Source organism: Streptomyces sp. AK08-02, assembly GCF_033795085.1.
GTDB classification, from domain to species: Bacteria; Actinomycetota; Actinomycetes; order Streptomycetales; family Streptomycetaceae; genus Streptomyces; species Streptomyces echiniscabiei.
In genome coordinates, this window is sequence record NZ_JARAZV010000007.1 from 23147 (window position 1) to 44763 (window position 21617).

Consider the following 21617-nt stretch of genomic DNA (forward strand, 5'->3'; position numbering starts at 1 on the left):
GCTCAGGCGGTGCTCACAAGAACGCAGCTCCCGGCTACACCTTTGTCATCAGGCACCAACCGCTCGTGCCGCCTGCGGCCCACCCCGCCCGCAGTCCGTGCCGCCTACGGTCGCGCTCCCCCTACAGCCCGTCGTTCTTCATGGCGGCGACGATCCGGACGTGGCGGTCGGCCGCCGTGCCGGACCACTCGTTCTCGTAGTTCAGGCCGTAGGGCCAGAAGTGGCCGCCGCCGGTGGACAGTTTGGCGCCTGCCCCGTCGAACTGCCGTACAAGCGCGGTGGCTTGAGATCCGGTCCAGGTGCCGCTGCCACCGAGGGAGGACCAGCCCGAGCTGGTGCCGACGCCGATGGTGTGGGCGATCTCGTGCAGAGCGGTCCGCTCGGTCATGTAGCCGCGGTTGCTGCCGAAGCGGATGGTGCCGTTGAGGCTGCCGTCGGCGGTGGGTACACCGGGCTCGTAGCGGACGGTGATGGTCTTTCCGAGGTCGCTGAGGTTGTTGTAACGGGCCACCGCGGCGTTCATGGCGGTGGTGATGAGGTTGTATGCGGACTGCTGGTCCGTCGTGGGGTTGCTCGCCCGCACGAGGGACCAGGTGATGGTGGCCGCCGCCGCCCGTTCGCCGGCCGCCGGGGCGGGTCGCGGAGCCGCCTGTGCGATGCCGGGGCCTGCCACCATCGCGGCTGCCAGGGCGGCCACCACCGCCTTGTTGCGCCAAGAAACTCGCTGTGAACTCATGGGGGCTCCTGTGGGGGGATGAGCCGTCGCGTAGGGGGACGACGGTTTCCTGAAAGCGCTTTCCCAGGTTGCCCGGAGGCTAGCCAGATGTTTCGGGCACGTCAACGAACTGCACCAGGTCCGCTCACCACAACGGAACTTGCACACCATCTTGACGTGTTCATTTTTGTCATCAAGCATGCCGTCAGCTCGATTCCTTCTGTTCGGTTCTGTTCGCCTCCTTCTTGTGGAAGGGAGTGCCGTGACCTCTCGGCACCGCCATCGCATCGCCCGGGCCCTGGCCCCGGCGGTCCCCCTGGTACTCGGCGCGGGTCTCCTGGTCCCACAGCCCGCGGCGAGCGCGGAAGCGGCGGCGCGGAGCACCGTCACCGTGCGCATCGACCCGTCGTACCAGCAGCAGGAGTTCGAGGGCTGGGGGACGAGTCTGGTCTGGTTCGCCAACGCGACGGGCGGCTATCCGGAGCCCGTCCGAAGACGGCTGGTGGACATGCTGTTCGGCAAGGACGGGCTCGATCTCAACATCGCGCGCTACAACATCGGCGGCGGCAACGCCCCCGGCGTCCACACGAACTACATGAAGGCCGGCGCGACCATGGAGGGCTTCTGGAAGGCCCCCGCGGGCACCACCCAGAAGGACATGGACTGGTGGGACCCGAACGACCCTGACGACTGGAACTGGGACGCCGACGCGAACCAGCGCTGGTGGGTGGACCAGATCAAGGACAAGGTGACCACCTGGGAGGCGTTCAGCAACTCGCCGCCCTGGTTCCAGACGGTCAGCGGGTACGTCTCCGGGGGCTTCGACTCGAACACCGACCAGATCCGCGCTGACCGGGTCGACCAGTTCGCCGCCTACCTGGTGCGGGTGACCGAGGAGATGGAGAAGCGGCACGGCATCAGGTTCGACACCATCGATCCGCTGAACGAGCCCAACACCAACTACTGGGGTACCCAGTTGGGCGCCGACGGCCAGCCCACGGGCGGCCGTCAGGAAGGCGCGCACGCCGGGCCGGCGCTCCAGCAGAAGGTCGTCCTCGCCCTCGACAAGGCACTCGCCGGGGCGAAGACCCACGCGACGGTCTCCGCGATGGACGAGACCAACCCGAGCATCTTCACCCAGAACTGGAACGCCTACGGCACCGACGCCCGGGCCGCCGTCGACCAGCTCAACGTGCACACCTACGGCACCGGTATGCGCACCAGCGCCCGGGACATCGCCAAGGGCTCCGACAAGAAGCTGTGGATGAGCGAGGTCGAGGGCACCTGGGGCACCGGGACCGACTTCACGAGCATGGAACCGGGACTCGGCATCGCCACCCGGATGGTCGACGACATGCGTGAACTGGAGCCCTCCGCCTGGGTGTTCTGGCAGCCGATCGAGGACTCGATCCCGCAGGCGGCGGCCGGCAAGAACTGGGGCAGCATCCACGTCCCGTTCAACTGCACGGCGGCGGACACCCTGGAGACCTGCCCGGTCAAGGCCAACTCCAAGTTCCACACCATCCGGAACTTCACGCACTACATCCGGCCCGGCGACCACTTCGTGAAGACCGACGATCCGTCCACCGTCGCCGCCGTGAAGGCGTCCGGCCGTGCGGCGACGGCCGTGCACGTGAACAGCGGTACGACCGAGCGTTCCGTGACCCTGGACCTCTCGCGCTTCGGCAGGGTGACGGGGAAGGCCACCGTCACGCCCGTCGTCACGAGCGCCGACGGCGCGCTCGTCCGGGGCACACCGGTCCGGGTGACCGACCGGTCGGCGACGCTCACCGTCCCCGCGAAGTCGGTCACGACCTTCCTGGTCTCGGGCGTCAGCGGCGTGGCGAAGGACGCCGCCCTCGTGCAGCCCGGCCACGTCTACCGGCTCCAGGGCACCCAGAGCGGCAGGTCGCTCACCCCGTCGGACGACGGCAGCGGCGTCGTCATTCGCACGACCGACGCCGCCAACCCGCAACAGCTCTGGTCCGTACGGCAGTTGACCCCGGGTACCGACAACCGCGAACGCTACGCCCTCACCGGCGCCACCACCGGAAAGCGGCTCGCCGTGCGCGACAACGTGGCCGTCCTGGAAAGCCCGGACCCGGCGACCGGCGAACCCGACAGCGCCGCCCAGTGGCTCCTGTCGACCACCGGGGACGGCTCCTGGACCTTCGTCAACGCCGCCACCGGCCGACTGCTCGACGTCACCGGGCAGTCCTCGGCAGACGGCACGAAGGTGTCGACGTACACCCCGACCTCGGCGGACAACCAGCGCTGGGCCGTGACCGACGAGACGGTGCTGGGCACCGAGCCCGCGAAGACGTTCACCGTCCCGAGGCTGCGCCCCGAGCTGCCGAAGACGGTGACGCCGGTGTTCCGGGACGGTGCGCGCGGCGCCCTCCCCGTCGTGTGGGACCTGCCGTCGGACCGCGCCTGGAGCAAGCCCGGGACCGTGCGGGTCAGGGGTGAGGCGACCGACGCGCTCGGACACACGATCGCCGCGAAGGCGGTCGTCACCGTCGACACGATCGCCTCGACCCTGCCCGGCCGAGCCAAGACGTACGTGGGCGGGCGCCCTGACCTGCCCGCGACGGTCGTCGGCGTCGGCAGGAACGGCGGCCGGACCGACCTGCCGGTCACCTGGGACCCGGCTCCCGAGGGCGCGTTCGACACGACCGGGACCGTCACGCTGCACGGCACCGCCCGGATCGTCGGCGGCGGGACCGCCGACGCGGCCGTCCGCGTCCAGGTCACGGCACCGGTGACGACGAACATCGCGCCCGACCCGGACGTCTCCGTCGCCGCCACGTTCACCGAGAGCGGGTACTCGGCGGAGAAGCTGCGCAACGGCGACCCGACCGAGAAGGCATGGTCCAACTGGAAGCCGGGGAACACCAAGAACTCCTCCGACACCATCACGTTCACGCTCCCGAAGGCCCGCGATCTGAGCAGAATCGTCGCGCGCTTCTACCGGGACGGGGCCGGCGCGTCCTTCCCGGCGAGCCTGAAGGTGCAGGTGCGGGCGGCAGGCGGCGACACCTGGACCGACGCGAGCGATCCCGTCCCGGTCGGGACCGAGGGCGCGCCGGTGATCGACGTACCGCTGACGGCAGGTCCCGCCGCCGGGGTGCGGGTGGTCATGACGGCACGTCAGGGCGGCTACCTGACCATGAGCGAGATCGAGGTGTACGCCAAGTCTCCAGGCGTCTCCTCGGACTCGGCCGCCGCGTCGGTCGAGGTGGCCGGCGTGCCGGTCGCGTCCTTCGACCCGGGCACGACCGACTACCGGGTCGCGACCGGTGATCCGGCGCGCGCCGAGGTCACGGCGACCGCCCGCGACCCGTACGCGGACGTAACGGTCGAGAAGGTCCGCGAGCACGGCCGCACAAGGACCGTCGTCACGGTGACCGCCGAGGACGGCACGCGGACGACGACGTACGGGATCACACTCGTACGACGCTGAGGGCACGCCGAGAGGGGGAGGGGAGCCGCTCGACCGGTTCCCCTCCCCCTCCCCCTCCCCCTCTCCCTCCTCCTTGTTGTGCGGCCGTCAGCGCCTCAAGCCGGCCCGGACGGACGCGGCGACGACAGCGTCCCGCTCCGCCCGGCTGAACAGGCCCTGGGACTGCCAGCTGTCCGCGAGAACCCGGACCGCGTCCAGGAAGGCCCCCTGTGCGGCGAAGGGAGCGCGCGCCCAGAGCACGTCGAGGAAGGTCAGGCCGTCCGTGCGGGCGCGGTTCGGTACGCCGGAGGTGGCCGTGCCGAACACGACGACGGGCTCGGAACGCCTGAAATAGGCGTGGTAGCGGGCGGTGTCCGCGACATGGAACGGGGCCAGGGTCAGGCCGTGCGTGGTGAAGTACAGCGGGCGGCCCTCGGGTCTGACCGAGGCGGCGAGGTCGCCCTGCAGCGTGAAGTCCTTGTAGAAGGAGAACGTGCGGAAGCTCGTGGCCTGGCTCCGGGCGACCAGCAGGACCGGGCCGTGGAACAGCGACTGGACGGTGGGGTCGTCCAGGGCCCGTTCGACGCGCAGCCGGTACGGGGCGGAGACGGTGATCCGGTCACCGCGCTGCCAGTTCCTGCTGAGGGTGAGATAGCTCCCGGGCACGGCCGAGGCCTGCTGCGGGACCCCGTTGACCGTGACGGTGAAGCCTCCCGTGGCCCAGGACGGCACCCGGAGCTTCAGGTCGAGGCTCCCGCCGCCCTCACGGAACGTCAGGGTGCGCACGCCCTCGTTCGGGAAGTCGCTGGTCTGGTCGACGACGAGGCCGCGCTCCGGCCAGCGCAGGGTGGAGGCGAGGTAGAGGTTGACGTACAGCGCGTTGCCGTCGGCGGAGCGGAAGTACACCGAGTCCTGGTACTTGGTGTGGTTCTCCATACCCGTACCGCCGCAGCAGGTACCGGTGTTGTCGTACTCCCGCACGACGCCGGGCCCCATGCCGACGAAGTAGGTGACCTCCGGGCTGGTCGTGCTGCGGGCGTCCCGGCGGGAGGCGAGGATGTGGTTGGTCAGGCCCCGTTCGTAGTAGTCCATGTAGGCGGGGTCGGGGGTGTGGAAGAACAACTGTCGGCTCAGTTTCAGCATGTTGTACGTCGCACAGGTCTCGGCGTTGTTGTCGCCCAGCGTCGCCGCTATCGCGTTGCGCGCCCGGAACATCTCCCCCTGGCCCGTGCCGCCCAGGCTGTATGTCCGCGGACCCGCGACCATGCCCCAGAAGTTGCGGGCGGCGGTGGCGTACTCCGCCTCCCCGGTGTGGTCGAACAGCCTGATGTAGCCGGTGAACTGGGGGATGTGCTGGTTGGCGTGCCTGCCGTCGAGGATGTCGCGACTCGCGCCGCAGGCGTCCAGCAGCGCGGTGTTGTCGAAGCAGCGGGCGGCGGCGAGGTGTTCCGCCCGGCCGGTGAGGGCGTACAGGTCGGCCAGCACCTCGTTCATACCGCCGTACTCGCCGGCGATGTAGATCGACCACATGCGGTCCAACTGCGCCTGGGGCAACCGGCTGAGCCTGCTGTGCACCCAGTCGCCCATCTTCGAGGCGATCGTCAGTGCCTGCTGGTTCCCGGTCAGGGTGTGGGCGTCGAGGAGGCCGCGCATGATCTTGTGGCAGGTGTAGTAGGGCGCCCAGATGGTGGGGTAGGTCGTGTAGCTCTCCAGCAGGACGAACTGGGTCTCCGGGTACGCAGCCAGAAACCCGGGGTGGCTGGGCCTGGGCGATCCGTGGTCCGCCAGGGCCTGTTGGCACTCGCCGAGCGCGGTGACGAGGTAGTCGAGCTTCGTCTTCAGTGCGGCCTCTCGCGTGTCGGCGTACGCCTGCGCGACGAGGGTGAGGAAGTGGCCGCCGAAGTGGCCGCGCAGGTTGCCGTCCGAGGTCTCCCAGCCGCCGGGCGGCTGCGCGCCCCGGGTGTCGATCCCCGCGTTGGCGCGGAAGACGGCCAGGATGCGGTCGGCCGGGTAGGACCGGGCGTACTCCAGCATCAGATCGCGCTTACGGCGGAACACGCCGTCGCCCAGGGTGACTTGGTCCAGGGGGAAGGGCTGGACGGCCCAGGTGGCCGGCGCGGCCAAGGGAAGCGCGGTGGCTGACGCGGACAGAGCCGGGGCCGCGTGCGCGGCCGGTATCGCGTACGTGAGCGGCGTGGCGGCCGCACTCGCGGCTGCGAGCCTCAACAGGCCTCTGCGACTGGGTGGTTGATTCATCTCGGGCTCCGATCGTGGGGTTCGGCGGGCCTGGACCACGGTTCGCTGGTGCTACGGGTGCTACGGGTGCTACGAGTTCCCCGCTCCTATGTCTCTGCTGTCGGCAGCCACACCCGCATCGTCGAAGGGCCGCGGTTCGCCCAGGAGTTGTAGGGGACCAGGACAATTCCCGTGTGCTCGGCGGCGGAGACGGTGGCCCGGTCCAGCGGCCGGTAGGGCCACGCGGCGTCGACCGGGCCGTCCTGTGCGAGGAGTTCGCCCGGGGCGACGACGGTGCCGGCCGGTCCGTCCTCCGGCTCGGCGGACGGATCCACCCGTACGGCGTCCACCTCGCGACCGCCGGGCAGGTCCACCGACTCGGCGCAGTACACCAGCGGGCCACGCTGGACGGCGACCGTGCCGCGTACGGCGTCGATGCGCGGGTCCGGCTCGATCCACCGGGGTGCCACGGGCAGTTCGAGCCGGATCTCGTCGCCGGGGCGGAAGGCCCGGGTGACCTCGGCCGTGCCCGGGCCGACCGTACGGCAGGCCCCGTCCGGGTCGACCAGGTAGGCCGTGGCGCCCTCCGTCCAGGCGGGGACGCGCAGCGAAAGGGTCCAGGGGTGGTCCTGGGGCGAGCGGTCGATCCGTACCGTCACGTTTCCGCCGGACGGGTAGTCGGTGCTGACGCGCAGGGCGACGGCGTGGCCGCCGGTGAGGGACGTGGCTATCTCCGCGTCGGCGTACTGGTGGAGCTGGATGCCCTGGTCGTCGGCCGTCGCCAGGTGGGCGGGGAGCTGGGCCAGGGTGCGGGCCACGTTGGTCGGGCAGCAGGACACCGCGAACCAGGGGGCGCGCAGGCTCGATTCGGCACGCGGGCTGAGCGCGTCGGCGGCGGGTGCCGGGCCCCGATGGCGCCGGTGCAGGGTGTTGGCGTAGAAGAAGGAGCGGCCGTCCGCGGACGGCGAGGTGGCGACCACGTTGAACAGGGTCCGCTCGGCGAGGTCGGCGTAGCGGGGGTCGCCGGTGGCCAGGAGCAGCCGCCAGCTGAGCTGTACGGAGGCGACGCCGGCGCAGGTCTCCGAGTAGGCGCGGTCGGGCGGGAGGACGAAGTCGTCGCCGAATGCCTCGTCCCGGTGGTGCGAGCCCATACCGCCGGTCAGATAGGTGCGCCGGGCCACCGCCGCCTCCCACTGGTGTCCGACCGCCGCGAGCAGTTCCTCGTCGCCGGTCTCCACGGCCACGTCGACCGCGCCGGACGCGAGGTAGAGGGCGCGGACGGCGTGGCCGCGCAGCACGGTGGCGTCCCGCACCGGCAAGTCGTCCTGGTGGTAGGCGCGGCCGAACTCGCCGTCGGCGAGGGTGCCTTGGCCTCGGCGGTCGATGAAAAGGGCGGCCTGGTCGAGGTAGCGCTCCTCGCCTGTCAGCCGGGCCAGTTCCACGAGGGCCGTCTCGATCTCCGGGTGGCCGCAGACGCGCTCGATGCCGCCTCGGCCGAAGGTGGCGCAGATGTGGTCGGCGGCGCGTCGGGCGACCTTCGTCAGCTCACCCTCGCCCTGTGTGCGGGCCTGGGCGACGCCCGCCTGGATCAGGTGCCCGTAGCAGTACAGTTCGTGACCCCATTCGAGGTCGCTGTAGCGGGGCTGCTGTCCGGGATGGCCGAAGGCGGTGTTCAGATAGCCGTCCGGTTCCTGGGCGGAGGCGACGGCCTCTGTGAGCGCCTCGATGTCCGTGTCGAACGCGGCGCCGGTGTTGCCCGTGCCCGTCTGCCAGGCCATCGCTTCGAGGAGTTTGTAGATCTCGGAGTCCGCGAACTCCCTTCCCCGCCGGTCCTGTTGAATGCGGCCGTCGGCGACGGCCCGGAAGTTGCCGGTCCAGCCGACGCGTTCCGTCCAGTCGCGGCAGTGGGCGAGGGTGGCGGTGGCGTTGGTCTCCCGGCGCCGGTCCCAGAAGCCGCCGGTGATCCTGACCTCGTCCAGGCCCAGCGGACGCAGTCGTCCCCGGGTCGGTGCCACGGGCAGCACGGTCGACAACTCTCGGTTATCGCTCACCAATTGATGCCTTTCTTCCGGTAGGTCAGCCCTTCAGCGCGCCCGACATGAAGCCTCGTACGTAGTGCCGTTGCAGCAGCAGGAAGAGAAGGAGACAGGGCACGGCGAGGACCACCACTCCGGCTTCGGTGGCGCCGTAGTCGACCGCGCCCATGCTCTGCTGGCGCAGGTTCGCCACGGCCAGCGGCAGGGGTGCCTTCTCGCTGTCGGAGATGAGGATCAGCGGGGCGACGAAGTCGTTCCAGGCGGCGAGGAACGCGAAGAGCCCCACGGTGATCAGCCCAGGACGTACCGCCGGGAGCAGGATCCGGCGCAGTGCGCCCGCCGAGCCGCAGCCGTCGACGAGCGCCGACTCCTCCAGTTCGCGGGGCACCGCCTCGAACGAGATGCGCATCATGAAGGTGGCGAACGGCAGTTGGAACATGGCGAGGACGAGGCTCAGCCCGACCAGTGAGTTCTGGAGGTGGAGGCGGCCGAGCAGGACGTAGAGGGGGATGAGGAGGGTGGCGTACGGGACCATGAGGATGGCCAGCGTCAGCAGGAACAGCAGGTTCTTGCCGGGGAAGTCGAAGCGGGCGAAGGCGTAGCCGCCCAGCAGGGACACCCCGAGGGTCAGGGCGACGGTGAGCGCGGAGACGACGGTGCTGTTGAGGAAGTACTGCCACAGCCCCGCGTCGTAGTGGAGCAGTGTCCGGTAGTTGCCGAGTCCGTAGCCGGACTCCTGCGCGGTACCGGGCTGGCCGCTGACCGAGGCCCAGGCGTTCCACACCAGGGGGAAGAGGAAGATGACGGCCAGTCCTCCGGCGACGACGTAGTAGGGCGTACGGCCGAGGGCGCGGGTCAGCACCGTTGGCTCCCTTCCGATGGCGGGCGGCTCATGACTCGTCGGCGCGGCCCAGGCCGCGGAACTGGAGGGCGTTGAGCAGGAGCAGTACGCCGAGCACGATCACCGAAAGGGCCGCCGCCGTACCGAGGTTCATTCGCTGGAAGGCCTCGCGGTAGATCAACTGGACCACTGTGACCGTGCTGTTGTCCGGTCCGCCCTTGGTGAGGACGAAGAACTGGTCGAAGGCGAGCAGTGATCCGGTCACGCACAGGAGCAGCGTCAGGGCGAGGGACGGGCGCAGCAGCGGCAGTGTGATGGAGCGGAAGATCTGACCCCGGCTCGCGCCGTCCGTCCGGGCCGCCTCGAACACCTCGTGGGGGATGCGCTGGAGACCCACGAGGAGGATCAGCATGTAGAACCCGGCGAACTTCCAGACGATGAGGAACACCGTGGAGAGAAGGGCGGAGGTCGGGGTGCCGAGGAAGGACACCGGGTCGTCGACGAGACCCAGGTTTTCCAGGATGCGGCTGAGGGGTCCGGTGGTGGGGCTGTACAGGCCCCAGAAGAGCAGGGACGCGGAGGCGAGGCCGAGGGCGCCGGGCAGGAAGTAGACCGTGCGGAAGAAGCCGGCTCCCGGGCGGGACTCCTGCACCAGCAGGGCGAGGAGAAGCGCGAGTCCGAGGAGGACGACCGTGACGATTCCCGTGTAGAGGAGTGTGAAGCGGACCGCCGGCCAGAACAGGGTGGTGTCGATGGCTTCGGTGTAGTTCTCGGGGGCGTTGACGCCCCGGTCGCCGGCCAGGAGCGGCCAGTCGCTGAGGGACATCTGGCCGACGAGGAGCAGGGGGAGCAGGAAGAAGACGGTGACGAACACTGCCGTGGGGGTGGCGTAGGCCAGGCCCTGTAGCTTGCGTGACCGCCATCGAGATCGAGGTGCGGTGGTACGAGGCGGGGGGACCCGGGGTTTCGGCCGAGTCCGGGGTTCGGCCGCCGTCGGGTCGGCCGCCTTCAGCTGCATGGCCCTCCTTTGCCGTGCGTCTGCGGGTCTGTGGGGGCTGGTCGCGCAGTTCCCCGCGCCCCTGAAGGAACGGGGCTGCGCCCCTGTCCCTTCAGTCGGCCAGTGACGCGCTCACCGCGTCGTTGTCCTTGTCGACGTCCTCTCCGTCGCCGAAGACGGCGTCGCGCATCAGGCTCAGCCAGGGGCCGTTGGGGTCGTTGAAGGTCTGGCCGAACTTCAGGGCGTACGGGGTCCGGCCGTCCGCCACCAGCTGGTTGATGGTCACCAGCCGCGGGTCCGCCTTGGAGTACTTGTTGGACGCGAGGTCGGTGCGTGCCACCACGTCCTTGTGGGCGGCGACCACGTCGACCTGCGCCTGGTCGCCCAGGGACCAGGCGAGGAAGTTCCAGGCCTGGTCGGCCGACTTGCTGGTGGCGGAGATTCCGATGGCGTCGCCGCCGACGAAGGTGGACCTGCCCCCGTCGGGGCCGGGGATGGGCGCGACACCGAGGTCCAGGTTCTTGGGCATCAGCCCGAGGGTCGTCGACGGCATCGGCATGACGCCGACCTGTCCCTTCGGGAAGACGCCGGTCCAGGTTGCGCCGGTCTCGTCGCGGGCGCCGGGGGCGACGATGTCGTCCTTGACCCAGCCTCGGTAGGTGTCGTAGACCTTCTTGGCCGTGGCGGAGTCCAGGGTCGCCTCGGTGCCGTCCTTGTTCAGCACGTCCTGGCCCGCCGCCCAGATGGAAGGCCACCAGGTGAAGACACCGCAGCCGCCGCAGTTGCCGCCGAAGAAGGTGCCGTTGACACCGCCGCCGAGCGCGTCCACCGCACGCGCCTGCCGGTCCCACTCGGCGAGGGTCGTGGGCGGCTTCTCCGGGTCGAGCTTCGCGTGCCGGTAGAGGTCCTTGTTGTAGAAGAGCACCGACAGATCGAGGGTGTGCGGGACGACGTACTTCCGGTCCTCGTACGTGCCGGCCTTGATGTGCGACTGGGCGAGGCTGTCGGCGAAGGGCAGGGCGTCGATACGGTCGGTGAGGTCGGCGAAGAGGCCTCTGGAGGTGTAGTTCGGGACGAACACCACGTCGGATGCGAAGAGGTCGGGCAGGTCCTTGGCCCCGGCCGCCGCACCCACCTTGGCCTGGTAGTCGTCGGTGGGGATCACGGTCAGCTCGATCCGGTTCTTGTGGCCCGCGTTGTACGCCTTGACCAGGGCCTCGCTCTGCGGCCGGGTCGCCGCCCGGGTCCACATCGTGAGCGTGGCGCCGTCGTCGGTGCCCTTGGCACCGGCCGCTCCGCCGCCGCCCCCTCCCCCGCCGTCCGAGCCGTTGTCCCCGGAGCCGCAGGCCGTGACCAGGCTCGCTGCGGCGAGAACCGCGACGGCACCGGTGGCGAGTCTGCGAAGGCGTCCACGTCCGTGTCCATGTGGCCCGGTCGTGCTCCCCATAACGATCCCCCTCGTGTGGGTTCTGCTGGGTTCTGCGCCGAAACGAAACCGAAAAGGCTTTCTGAAAGTAGGGACTCTGCTCACTGCCCGTCAATCCCCTTGCACAGAAGGGAAGTCGAAGGCTCGACGCGGACGTCCACCGAAAGCTGTGGAAGTACGCGGAATGCTCCTGGACCGAAACAACTCGCGTACGGTTTACGCACGCAGGGCGAGAGAAGGAGTTCACCCCATGGCACAGGCCACCGGCCCCTCTCGTTCGCAGCCCACCACACTGAGCGACGTGGCCCGGCTGGCGGGCGTGTCCATCGCCACCGCGTCCAAGGCCCTCAACGGCCGGAGCCAGGTGCGCGCCGAGACCCGGCAGCGGGTGGTCGACGCGGCCGAGCGGCTGTCGTTCCGCCCCAACCAGCTGGCCCGCGGCCTGCTCGCCGGGCGAACCGGCACGGTCGGTCTGCTCACCAGCGACCTGGAGGGCCGGTTCAGCATCCCGATCCTGATGGGTGCCGAGGACGCCTTCGGCGCGGGCGAGGTCGCCGTGTTCCTCTGCGACGCCCGCGGGGACGCGATCCGCGAACAGCACCATGTCAGGGCGTTGCTGGGGCGCCGGGTGGACGGTCTGATCGTGGTGGGCAGCCGGACCGATCCGCGTCCGTCCCTGGGCCTCGAACTGCCGGTTCCCGTCGTCTACGCGTACGCCCCGTCGGACGATCCGGCCGACCTGTCCATCGTCCCCGACAGCGTCGACGCCGGCCGGATCGCCGTGGCCCACCTGCTGGCGTGCGGCCGGACCCGGATCGCGCACATCACCGGCGATCCCGGTTATCTCGCCGCGCGCGAGCGGGCCGAAGGGGCCCTGGCCGCGCTCGCCGACGCCGGTCTGGCCCCCGTCGAGGAACCGCGGTTCGGGGCCTGGTCGGAGGGCTGGGGGCGGGCCGCCACCGCGCTGCTCCTCGACCGGCATCCGGAGGTCGACGCGGTGCTGTGCGGCAACGACCAGATAGCGCGCGGGGTCATGGAGGTCCTGCGCGAGCGTGGCCGGCGGGTGCCGGAGGACGTGTCGGTCATGGGCTTCGACGACTGGCACGTCCTGACCTCCGGCGCCAGGCCGCCGCTGACCAGCGTCGACCTGAACCTCGAAGAGGTCGGGCGGGCCGCCGCGCACGCCCTGTTCAGCGCGATCGGCGGGGTACGGCGCTCGGGCACGGAGGCCCTGCCCTGCCGGGTCGTCATCAGGGGCTCGACGGCGCCCCTGTCCTGAACCGAGTCCGTGTCGGCACCCCCTGCCACACCCGTGTCCTGATCCGGGTGGACAGCCGACCCGGCGAACTCGGGTCTCACCGAGCCCTCTTGACACATCATCAGGTCGCTCCTACGTTGCGAAAACCTTTCAGGTCCGTTTTCCGTGCTCTCCGGGTTCATGAACGTCGGCGCCATCGCGACCACACGTCTGTCAGGCAACGGGACAGGGAGCCTCCGATGAGAAGACCGCACGCCTTACTGTCACGACGTCGGCGCACGAGATACCTCCTCGTCGCCCTGCTGCTCACCCTCGCCTCCGTCCTCACCGCGCCCCCGGCCGCCGCGGCGCAGACCATCGGGTTCCCCACGTTCACCGGCCCCGCGGTCCCGGCCCCGCCCGTCGCCCAGACCACCGGCGACATGATGAAGGCCATCTACGACGCGGAGAGTTCCGGCACCGACTTCTGGATGGACCGGCTGCTGGCCCGCTCCGGCGACGACCCGGCCGGCCCCTGGCTGATGAGCCGGGGCCGGGCGCTGTTCATGAAGACCCACGACCCGGCGATTCTCGGTTTCGGCGGCCACGTCGCCTACTGGGAGAGCGTCAACGACCAGAACGCCTACAGCATCGCGATCAGCCCCGGCACCTTCACCGAGCAGGTCTCCCAGCGCCGGCAGATGCCCAGCCACTGGAACAGCGTGCACACCAGCGGGTCCGTCACGGTGAACCAGACCAAGTTCATCACCGAGAACAACGTGGCCGTGACCAACCTGTCGATCAAGAACAACGGCAGCGGCTCGACCACCCTGCAGCTACGGGCGACCTCGCCGTACGCCACCACGGGCTCCGGCAGTGAGCTGACCGGGCAGGCGAGCGCCTACAACAACCTGACCACGCTGCGCCCCCGCATCACGGGCGACGGTTTCACGGTCACCAGCGGCGGCCTCAACCGGTCGGTGACGATCGCGGCCGGGGCCACGGTGACCGCGAAGGTGGTGATGGGCTTCGTCACCGACGAGATCCCCCAGTCGCTCACCGAGTACAACGCCTACGCGGGCTACTCGAACGCGACCGCCTTCGCGACCCACGTCAGGGCCTACAACCTGTGGTGGGCGCAGAACGTGCCCTACATCGACGTACCCGAGCCGGCGATCAAGAAGAGCGTCTACTACCGCTGGTGGCTGATGCGCTTCAACAACCTGGACGCCGACATCCCCGGGCAGACCTTCCAGTTCCCGACGTCGACGGAGGGCGTCCTCGGCTACAACAACGCCATCGCGCTGACCCAGCCGATGCACATCGACGACCTGAAGTACCTGCGCGACCCGGCCTACGCCTACGGGGACTGGCTGAGCGTCGGGCAGACCTCCAAGGGCGGACGCTTCCTCGACAACCCGGGTGACCCGGAGAACTGGTCCAACAGCTACACCCAGTACATCGCCGAGGCGGCCTGGAAGAGCTACCAGATCCACGGCGGCCAGCCGGCCATCGCCGCCAACCTGGCGCGCTACGCGGAGGGCGATGTCAAGGGACAGCTCGCCAACTACGACCACGACAACAACAAGCTGATCGAGTACGACTGGGGCGCGCTGACCGGCAACGACGCCGACGCGGTCTCGTTCCACTGGAAGCCCGGCAACATGGACCGCGCCGAGTCCGCCTACCAGTACAGCGGCGCGCTGGCCGCCGCGCAGGCCTACGACGCGATCGGCAACACGGCCAAGGCGACCGAGATGCGGACGCTCGCGACGCAGATCAAGGACGCCATCGTCAACGTGCTGTGGAACCCCAACCGGCAACTGTTCGAGCACCGGCTCAAGTCGACGAACGAGTGGGTGCCCTGGAAGGAGATCAACAACTACTACCCGTTCTCGGTCGGCGCCGTCCCCAACACGGCGACGTACAAGCAGGCCCTGCGGCTGTTCGACGACCCGGCGCAGTACCCGATCTTCCCCTTCTACACGGCCAACCAGGTCGACAAACAGGCGGCGGCCGACGCCGGGGAGCCGGGGTCCAACAACTTCTCCACCATCAACTCCACAGTGCAGTTCCGCCTCTACTCGTCGGTGCTGCGCAACTATCCCAACTCGTGGATGAACGCCACCGACTACAAGAAGCTCCTGTACTGGAACACCTGGGCGCAGTACGTCGGCGGCAACACCCAGTGGCCCGACGCCAACGAGTTCTGGGCCGACTGGAACGGCAGCTCCATCAACTACCGCTCCTGGATCCACCACAACATCCTGGGCAGCAGCAACTGGACGGTCATCGAGGACGTCGCGGGCCTGCGTCCGCGCAACGACGCCAAGGTGGAGCTGTCGCCGATCGACATCGGCTGGAGCCACTTCACCGTCAACAACCTCCGTTACCGGGGCGCCGACCTGTCCATCGTCTGGGACGACCCGGCCGACGGAGTGGTGCGCTACCCGGGTATCCCGGAGGGCTACTCGATCTACGTCAACGGCAGCCGGGCCGCCACCGTCAACTCACTGGTGCCCTTCACCTGGGACCCGGCCACCGGCGCCGTCACCACCAGCGGCACGGTCACCTACAACACGGCTGTCGCGGGACTCCAGGCGCCCAACCAGGTCGTCCAGAGCAGCCCCCGCATGGTCGACATGCTCGCCAAAGCGGGCGTCGACCTCACCGCCGACCTGACCAACATCGCCTCCGGGGCGACCACTTCGGCCTCGTACACCGGCTCCGGCAGCTCGGTCCCGGGCGCCGTGGACGGCTATCCCACCAACGAGCCGTTCTGGGGCGCCGGCGGCTCCCCGAACAGCCAGGACTGGTACGAGCTGAACTTCGGCACCGCTCGCACACTCAACGAGGTGCGCCCGCACTTCAAGGACAGCCGTCCGGCGAGTACGACCTACCGGGCGCCTTCCGCGTACAACATCCAGTACTACGACGGCAGTTCATGGGTGAACGCGCCGGGCCAGACCAAGACCCCGACCGCGCCGCGCGCCAACTACAACCTCGTGCAGTTCCCGGCGATCACCGCCCAGCGCATCCGCGTCCTGGCCACCAACGCCTCCGGCGCCAAGACCGGCCTGACCGAGGTCAAGGTGTTCAACCGGGGCGGTGTCCAGCCCCCGCAGCCACCGGCCAACCAGGCATCCTCCGCGACCGCTTCCGCGTCGTACACCTCCTCCTGGGAGAGCGTCGCCGCGGTCAACGACGGGGTCGATCCGCCCTCGTCCAACGACACGGTCAACCCACGCTGGGGCACCTGGCCGGAGACGGGCCAGCAGTGGGCCGAGCTGACCTGGCCGGCCGCGAAGACCCTCAACAAGGCCGACGTGTACTTCTTCGACGACGACCAGGGCATCGACATGCCCTCGGCGTGGAAGCTCCAGTACTGGAACGGCAGCGCTTACGCGGACGTGCCGGGCGCCGGTGCCTACGCACTGGCGAAGAACCAGTACAACTCCGTCTCCTTCACCGCCGTCAGCACCACCCGGCTACGGGTACTGCTCACCGCCACCGGCACCAGCTCCGTCGGACTCCTCGAAGTCAAGGCGTACGGACCCTGAAGGGATGTGCTCGCGTGACCAGATCCACCCGCTCCAGATGTACGGCCGTACTCGTCGCCGTGCTCGCCATGGTGGTCGCCCTTCTGGTGGCATCGCCGCCCGCGTCCGCCGCCGTCGCCTTCTCGTCGACGGGCGTGAACCAGAACGGCGGCAACTGCCTTGACCTGCCCGGTGGTTCGACGACCAACGCCACCCAGCTGCGCGCCTTCACGTGCGGCTCGGGCGCGAACCAGAACTTCGCCTTCACCCCGGTCGCCGGCACGTCCGACACGTACACGATCACCACGCAGTCCGGTCAGTGCGTCGACGTCTACGGGGCGTCGACCGCGGACAACGCCACGATCATCCAGTGGCCGTGCCACAGCGGAACGAACCAGCAGTGGCGGCTCGTTCCGGTGACGGTCTCCGGCACCGACAGGACGTTCAACCTGGTCTCCGTCAGCTCGGGCAAGTGCGTGACACCCAGCGGCGGTTCGTCGGCGTCGAACACCAACCTGGTGCAACTGCCGTGCGCCACCGCCAACGGCAGGGTGTGGCGACTGCCCGGCTTCACGAGCGGCGGCGGCACGGGCACGCACACCTTCACCAACCCGCTGTCCCAGCACGGGCCCGACCCCTGGCTGACGTACTACGACGGCTACTACTACCTCGCCACGACCACCTGGAACTCGACGGTCACCATGCGCAGGGCGAGCACCCTCGCCGGGCTCGCCACGGCCACCGACCAGGTGATCTTCAACCTGACCCGGCCCAACGGGGCCGGCACGATGTGGGCCCCGGAGTTCCATCTGCTCGACGGCCCGAACGGGAAGCGGTGGTACTTCTACTACACGGCCGGACGGGAGCCGTACGACCTGGGCACCCAGCGCATCCATGTGCTGGAGAGCGCCGGACTGGACCCGATGGGGCCCTACACCTTCAAGGCCGACCTGCTCGACCCGACCCAGGACAACACCTGGGAACTCGACCCGGGCATCCTTCAGTTGAACGGCCAGCTGTACCTGCTGGGCACGTTCTACAACGGCTCGCAGCCGATGTTCATCCGGCCGCTGTCCAACCCGTGGACGGCGAGCGGAACCCGCCGGGTCCTGTCCACCCCGACGCTGAGCTGGGAGACGGTCGGCGGCGCGGTCAACGAGGGCGCCGAGGTGCTCCAGCGCGGCGGGAAGACGTTCATCGTCTACTCGGCGAGCCACTGCTCCACGCCCGACTACAAGCTGGGGATGCTGACGTACAACGGCACCGGCGACCCGCTGAACTCCGCCTCCTGGGTCAAGTCACCGAACCCGGTGTTCCAGCGGTCCAACGCCAACGGCGTGTACGGTCCGGGCCACAACGGGTTCTTCAAGTCACCCGACGGGACCGAGGACTGGATCGTCTACCACGCCAACGACTCCGCCTCCGGCGGCTGCGACATGAACCGCACCACCAGAGCGCAGAAGTTCACCTGGAATGCCGACGGCACACCGAACTTCGGTACGCCGGTCGCGCTCGGCGTCACGCTGACCGCGCCTTCGGGCGAGTAACGGCCGGTTCGGAAACCGTAGTTCCAGAGCTTGAGCCTGTTGTTCCGCCCGCTGACGGTTCGGGAACCACCACTTCCCGGACCGTCGGTTTGCGGATGAGGAGCAGCGCCGCGTCGTCGTGGAGCCTGCCGCCCACATGGGTCAGCAGTTCCTCGTGGAGTGCGTCGAGCGTGCGGGCCGGCTCGTCGCAGGCGTGCCGGGCCAGTCCTTCGTGGAGCGGGTAGAAGGCGCGGCCCCGGTCGCGGGCCTCGGTGACCCCGTCGGTGTACAGCAGGAGCTGGTCGCCGTCGGTGAAGGGCAGGACCTGGAGGTCGGGGGCGTGCCCGGTGAGGGCGCGCAGTCCGAGGGGCGGGGCCGGATGCGTGGGCTCCACGGTCACGAGGGCGCCCGAGGCGGTGACCAGCAGCGGGGGCGCGTGTCCGCAGTTGACCACCTCCAGGTGTCCGGTCGTCGGGTATCCGGCGACCACGGCGGTCACGAAGTCGTCCGTGCCGAGGTTGCGGGCGAGGCTCCGTTCGATCCGGTCGACGACGGCGAGGAGATCGGGCTCGTCGTAGGCGGCCTCCCGGAAGACGCCGAGCACCAGCGCGGCGGTGCCCACGGCGGGCAGCCCCTTGCCGCGCACATCGCCGACGATCAGTCTCACCCCGTACGGCGTGGGTATCAGCGCGTACAGATCACCGCCGATCCGGGCCTCGGCCGCCGCCGCGCTGTAGCGGACGGCCGCCTGGAAGGGGCCGACCGTCGCCGGTACGGGGCTGAGCAGCGCGTGCTGGGCGGTCTCCGCGACCGAGCGGACGGCGTCGAGCACCCGTTCCCGGCGTTCGCGCAGGGCGCTGGCCAGGCCGCTCGCCAGAGTGACGGCGCCCAGGGCGGCCAGTACGGCGGCGAGTTCCCGGGCCGATACTCCGCTCCGGTTACCGAGCGTCGCGGCGAGCGCACCGGCGAGGATGCCGACGCACAGGACACCGCGGGGTCCGTTGGTGGTGGCGGCCAGTGCGGGACCGGCGGCGAGCAGCGGCAGCCAGCTGGTGCCGGCTCCGCCGACGAGGTCGCCGAGGACCACCGCGGCGACGACCAGCACGGGCAGGGCGGGCAGCAGGGACACCCGGCTCCTGAACGCTCGTATCCGCCGATGGGCTGCACCTTGGTGTCGGACTTGGTGTCGGGCCTGACTCATGTTCCGTCCGCAGTCCTCACCTGTGTACGGGGATGAGCCCCCGAAATGCCGGTTTCGTCCTGACTCCAGGAAACGCGATCGACCAGGGCGGCAACAAGAAGAGGATTTTCAGATAGTGAGCGAGAGACTCCTGGTCACGCGGTCGGCGACCGGGATCAGCCGCGCCCGGATCTCCGGCAGCCGGGCGAGCCGGCCCGCCGGCATGGATACACCGAGCGAACCGAGCGTGTCGCCCCGGTAGACGGGGACGGCGACACAGACCGTGCCGAGGGCGTACTCCTCCAGGTCCGTGACGGCCGGGGCCACGGGTGAGGAATCGATACGCCGGAGCAGTTCCGGCCGGCTGGTGATCGTCCTCGGGGTGAGGTCGTTGAGGTGGTGGCGGGAGAGGTAGTCCTTGCGGGCGTCCTCGTCCAGTTCGCGCAGCACGGACTTGCCCAGCGCTGTGGCGTGTCCCGCGTCCTCGAAACCCACCCAGAGGTCGACGCGGGGCGCCCGGGGGCCGTCGACGATCTCGGCGACCCGGATCTCGCCCTCCTCGTAGAAGGTGAGGTAGGCGGCGGTCGCCAGCTCGTCCCGCAGCGCGGCGAGGGTGGGCCGGACACGGCTGAGCAGCGCCTGCCCGCCTCCCGCGATCTGCAACGACTGCACCTTGTCCCCCAGGATGAACCCGCCGTCGGCCAGTTTCCGCAGGTAGCCGTCGTGGACCAGGGTGCGCAGCAGGTGGTAGGCGGTGGCCAGGGGCAGCCCCGTCTCGCGTGCCAGCTGCTTGGCCGGCGCCCCGTTCTCGTGCGCGCCCACCGCCTCCAGCAGACGGAAGGCCCGCTGGACGGAGGCGATGAGCGTGGGGCCGTCGTGCGCAGCCATGGGACCAGCGTGCGCCCGCCACGCAGCCCGGGCAAGGCGTACGGGGCCCTCCGGGCATCCGAAAAGTGCCCGGTTGTCGAGAGGGCGCCGAGCACCCGGGGCGGGACCTGAACCGCGGCACGCCGCACGCGGCCCAGGACACCGCACATTCCGGCGGCCCTGCCCCCCTGTCCTTCTACCCGATCTGGCGCCGAACCAGGACGGCAGCCGTCACGGGCAGGCGCTGGGCCTCCGCGGCAGGGCCCGCAAGCCGGCCGCGCTACTCGCAGCCCCGCAGACCAGCCGGCACACAGACGCCCCCGCTGACGGCGGTCACACGAACACGCCCACGCCTCGCGACCCCGGCGGCGAAGCACCCGCGCGACGCCGCGGCCGCACCCCTGCGGACCGGCCTCGCCCCGGCACCTCCAGCCCGGCAACCGCCCACTCGAAGCCGAAGGCGGCCCCGCGCTCTTTGTCAGAGCGAACGCGGCGGAGCCGTGCTCTTCCGTACGACCAGGCGGGTCGGCACCAGTGTCGTCCCGTGCTCCGTCGCGTCCTGCCGCATCTGCCGCAGGACGCCCTCCACGCACAGCCTGCCCACCTCGGCGAAGTCCTGGTGCACGGTGGTCAGCGGCGGCAGGAAGGAACCCGCCTCGGGGATGTCGTCGAAGCCGATCACACTGACGTCCTCGGGCACCCTGCGCCCGCTCTCGTGCAGGGCCCGCAGCAGCCCCAGCGCCATCTGGTCGTTGGCCACGAACACCGCCGTGCAGTCCGGCAGACCGGCGATCCGCAGACCGGCGTGGTAGCCGGACTCCGCCGACCAGTCGCCGCGCACCAGGGGCGGTGCGATCCGGTCGGCCGCGAGGAGCTCGGCGCGCCAGGCGTCGGTGCGGCGCTGCGCCGCGTAGGAGTCCTCGGGGCCCGCCAGATGCCAGACCGTGCGGTGCCCGAGGTCCAGGAGATGCCGTACGGCGGTGCGGGTGCCGCCGGCCTGGTCGGTGTCGACCACCGTGTAGCGGTCGCCCGCGTCGGAGTCGGCCACGACCACCTGGACGTGCGGCGGCATGGAGAGGGTCGACGCGTCGAGGAGGTGCACTTCGAGGATGACGATGACGGCGTCGACGGCGAGCTCACCGAGCCGCGAGAAGGCTCCGCGCACCTCGTCCTGCGTCGGCACGGCGACCGGCAGCAGGGTGACCGAGTACCCCTCGTGCGCCGCCGAGGTGGCGATCGCCTCCAGCGTGCGCACGTTGCCGGTGGTGGACAGGCCGAAGGTGATGACACCGATGGTGCGGAACTCGCCGCGTTTGAGGGCCCGGGCGGCACTGTTCGGCCGGTAGCCCAGCTCCTTCATGGCCGCGAGGACCTGCTGCCGCGTCTCCTCGTTGACGCCGGGGAAACCGTTCGACACCCGGGAGACGGTCTGCGAGGACACTCCGGCGACCCTGGCGACGTCCGCCATGGAGGCGCTCTGTGTGCGGCGGGCGGCCCGCTTCCTGGTGCGTGCGCGCCCCCGCGCCGGCTCGGACGAGGTGCCGTCAGCTGTGTCCACCTGTCAATCCTCGCTCCT

13 protein-coding genes are annotated in these 21617 nt (G+C 70.0%); 4 read left to right on the forward strand and 9 right to left on the reverse strand.

Annotated features, from left to right (window positions below; translation table 11 throughout):
• Positions 1-121: 121 nt before the first annotated feature.
• Positions 122-736, reverse strand: coding sequence for a hypothetical protein (locus PV734_RS15675; RefSeq protein WP_319091359.1), 615 nt, complete (start codon positions 734-736; stop codon positions 122-124).
• A gap of 241 nt (positions 737-977) precedes the next feature.
• Between PV734_RS15675 and PV734_RS15680 the strand changes: the two genes are divergently transcribed.
• The gene (locus PV734_RS15680) at positions 978-4178 is read left to right on the forward strand and encodes a glycoside hydrolase (protein ID WP_319289932.1); all 3201 of its coding nucleotides are present in this window, start codon (positions 978-980) and stop codon (positions 4176-4178) included.
• Between the two features lie 87 nt (positions 4179-4265).
• Here the strand turns inward: PV734_RS15680 and PV734_RS15685 are convergent, their stop codons facing one another.
• The 5 genes from PV734_RS15685 to PV734_RS15705 all read right to left on the reverse strand — a co-directional run bounded on the left by PV734_RS15685 (position 4266) and on the right by PV734_RS15705 (position 11713).
• Positions 4266-6413, reverse strand: a complete 2148-nt coding sequence (locus PV734_RS15685) for a glycoside hydrolase family 127 protein (RefSeq protein ID WP_319289933.1) — start codon at positions 6411-6413, stop codon at positions 4266-4268.
• Positions 6414-6499: 86 nt separating this feature from the next.
• Positions 6500-8443, reverse strand: coding sequence for a glycoside hydrolase family 127 protein (locus tag PV734_RS15690; protein WP_319289934.1), 1944 nt, complete (start codon positions 8441-8443; stop codon positions 6500-6502).
• A gap of 25 nt (positions 8444-8468) precedes the next feature.
• Positions 8469-9290: a carbohydrate ABC transporter permease gene (locus tag PV734_RS15695; RefSeq protein ID WP_319289936.1), complete on the reverse strand. Its 822-nt coding sequence runs from the start codon at positions 9288-9290 to the stop codon at positions 8469-8471.
• A 28-nt stretch (positions 9291-9318) separates the two neighbouring features.
• Positions 9319-10287 carry a carbohydrate ABC transporter permease gene (locus PV734_RS15700; protein WP_415924214.1) on the reverse strand — a complete coding sequence of 323 codons (969 nt, stop codon included), beginning with the start codon at positions 10285-10287 and terminating at the stop codon, positions 9319-9321.
• A 91-nt stretch (positions 10288-10378) separates the two neighbouring features.
• On the reverse strand, positions 10379-11713 hold the full coding sequence (locus tag PV734_RS15705; protein WP_319289940.1) for a sugar ABC transporter substrate-binding protein: 1335 nt from the start codon (positions 11711-11713) through the stop codon (positions 10379-10381).
• Between the two features lie 229 nt (positions 11714-11942).
• Between PV734_RS15705 and PV734_RS15710 the strand changes: the two genes are divergently transcribed.
• The 3 genes from PV734_RS15710 to PV734_RS15720 all read left to right on the forward strand — a co-directional run bounded on the left by PV734_RS15710 (position 11943) and on the right by PV734_RS15720 (position 18015).
• Positions 11943-12971, forward strand: coding sequence for a LacI family DNA-binding transcriptional regulator (locus tag PV734_RS15710; protein WP_319091352.1), 1029 nt, complete (start codon positions 11943-11945; stop codon positions 12969-12971).
• A 218-nt stretch (positions 12972-13189) separates the two neighbouring features.
• The gene (locus PV734_RS15715) at positions 13190-16489 is read left to right on the forward strand and encodes a discoidin domain-containing protein (protein ID WP_319289942.1); all 3300 of its coding nucleotides are present in this window, start codon (positions 13190-13192) and stop codon (positions 16487-16489) included.
• A 68-nt stretch (positions 16490-16557) separates the two neighbouring features.
• Positions 16558-18015, forward strand: a complete 1458-nt coding sequence (locus PV734_RS15720; RefSeq protein ID WP_319290203.1) for a family 43 glycosylhydrolase — start codon at positions 16558-16560, stop codon at positions 18013-18015.
• Here PV734_RS15720 and PV734_RS15725 read toward each other — a convergent pair.
• The 3 genes from PV734_RS15725 to PV734_RS15735 all read right to left on the reverse strand — a co-directional run bounded on the left by PV734_RS15725 (position 17987) and on the right by PV734_RS15735 (position 21509).
• The gene (locus PV734_RS15725; protein ID WP_319289944.1) at positions 17987-19123 is read right to left on the reverse strand and encodes a PP2C family protein-serine/threonine phosphatase; all 1137 of its coding nucleotides are present in this window, start codon (positions 19121-19123) and stop codon (positions 17987-17989) included. The genes PV734_RS15720 and PV734_RS15725 overlap by 29 nt on opposite strands.
• 180 nt (positions 19124-19303) lie before the next feature.
• A complete protein-coding gene (locus tag PV734_RS15730; protein ID WP_319289946.1) occupies positions 19304-20062 on the reverse strand; it encodes an IclR family transcriptional regulator in 759 nt (252 codons plus the stop codon).
• 457 nt (positions 20063-20519) lie between these two features.
• Entirely contained in the window at positions 20520-21509 is a 990-nt protein-coding gene (locus PV734_RS15735) for a LacI family DNA-binding transcriptional regulator (protein ID WP_415924219.1), read from the reverse strand.
• Positions 21510-21617: the final 108 nt, after the last annotated feature.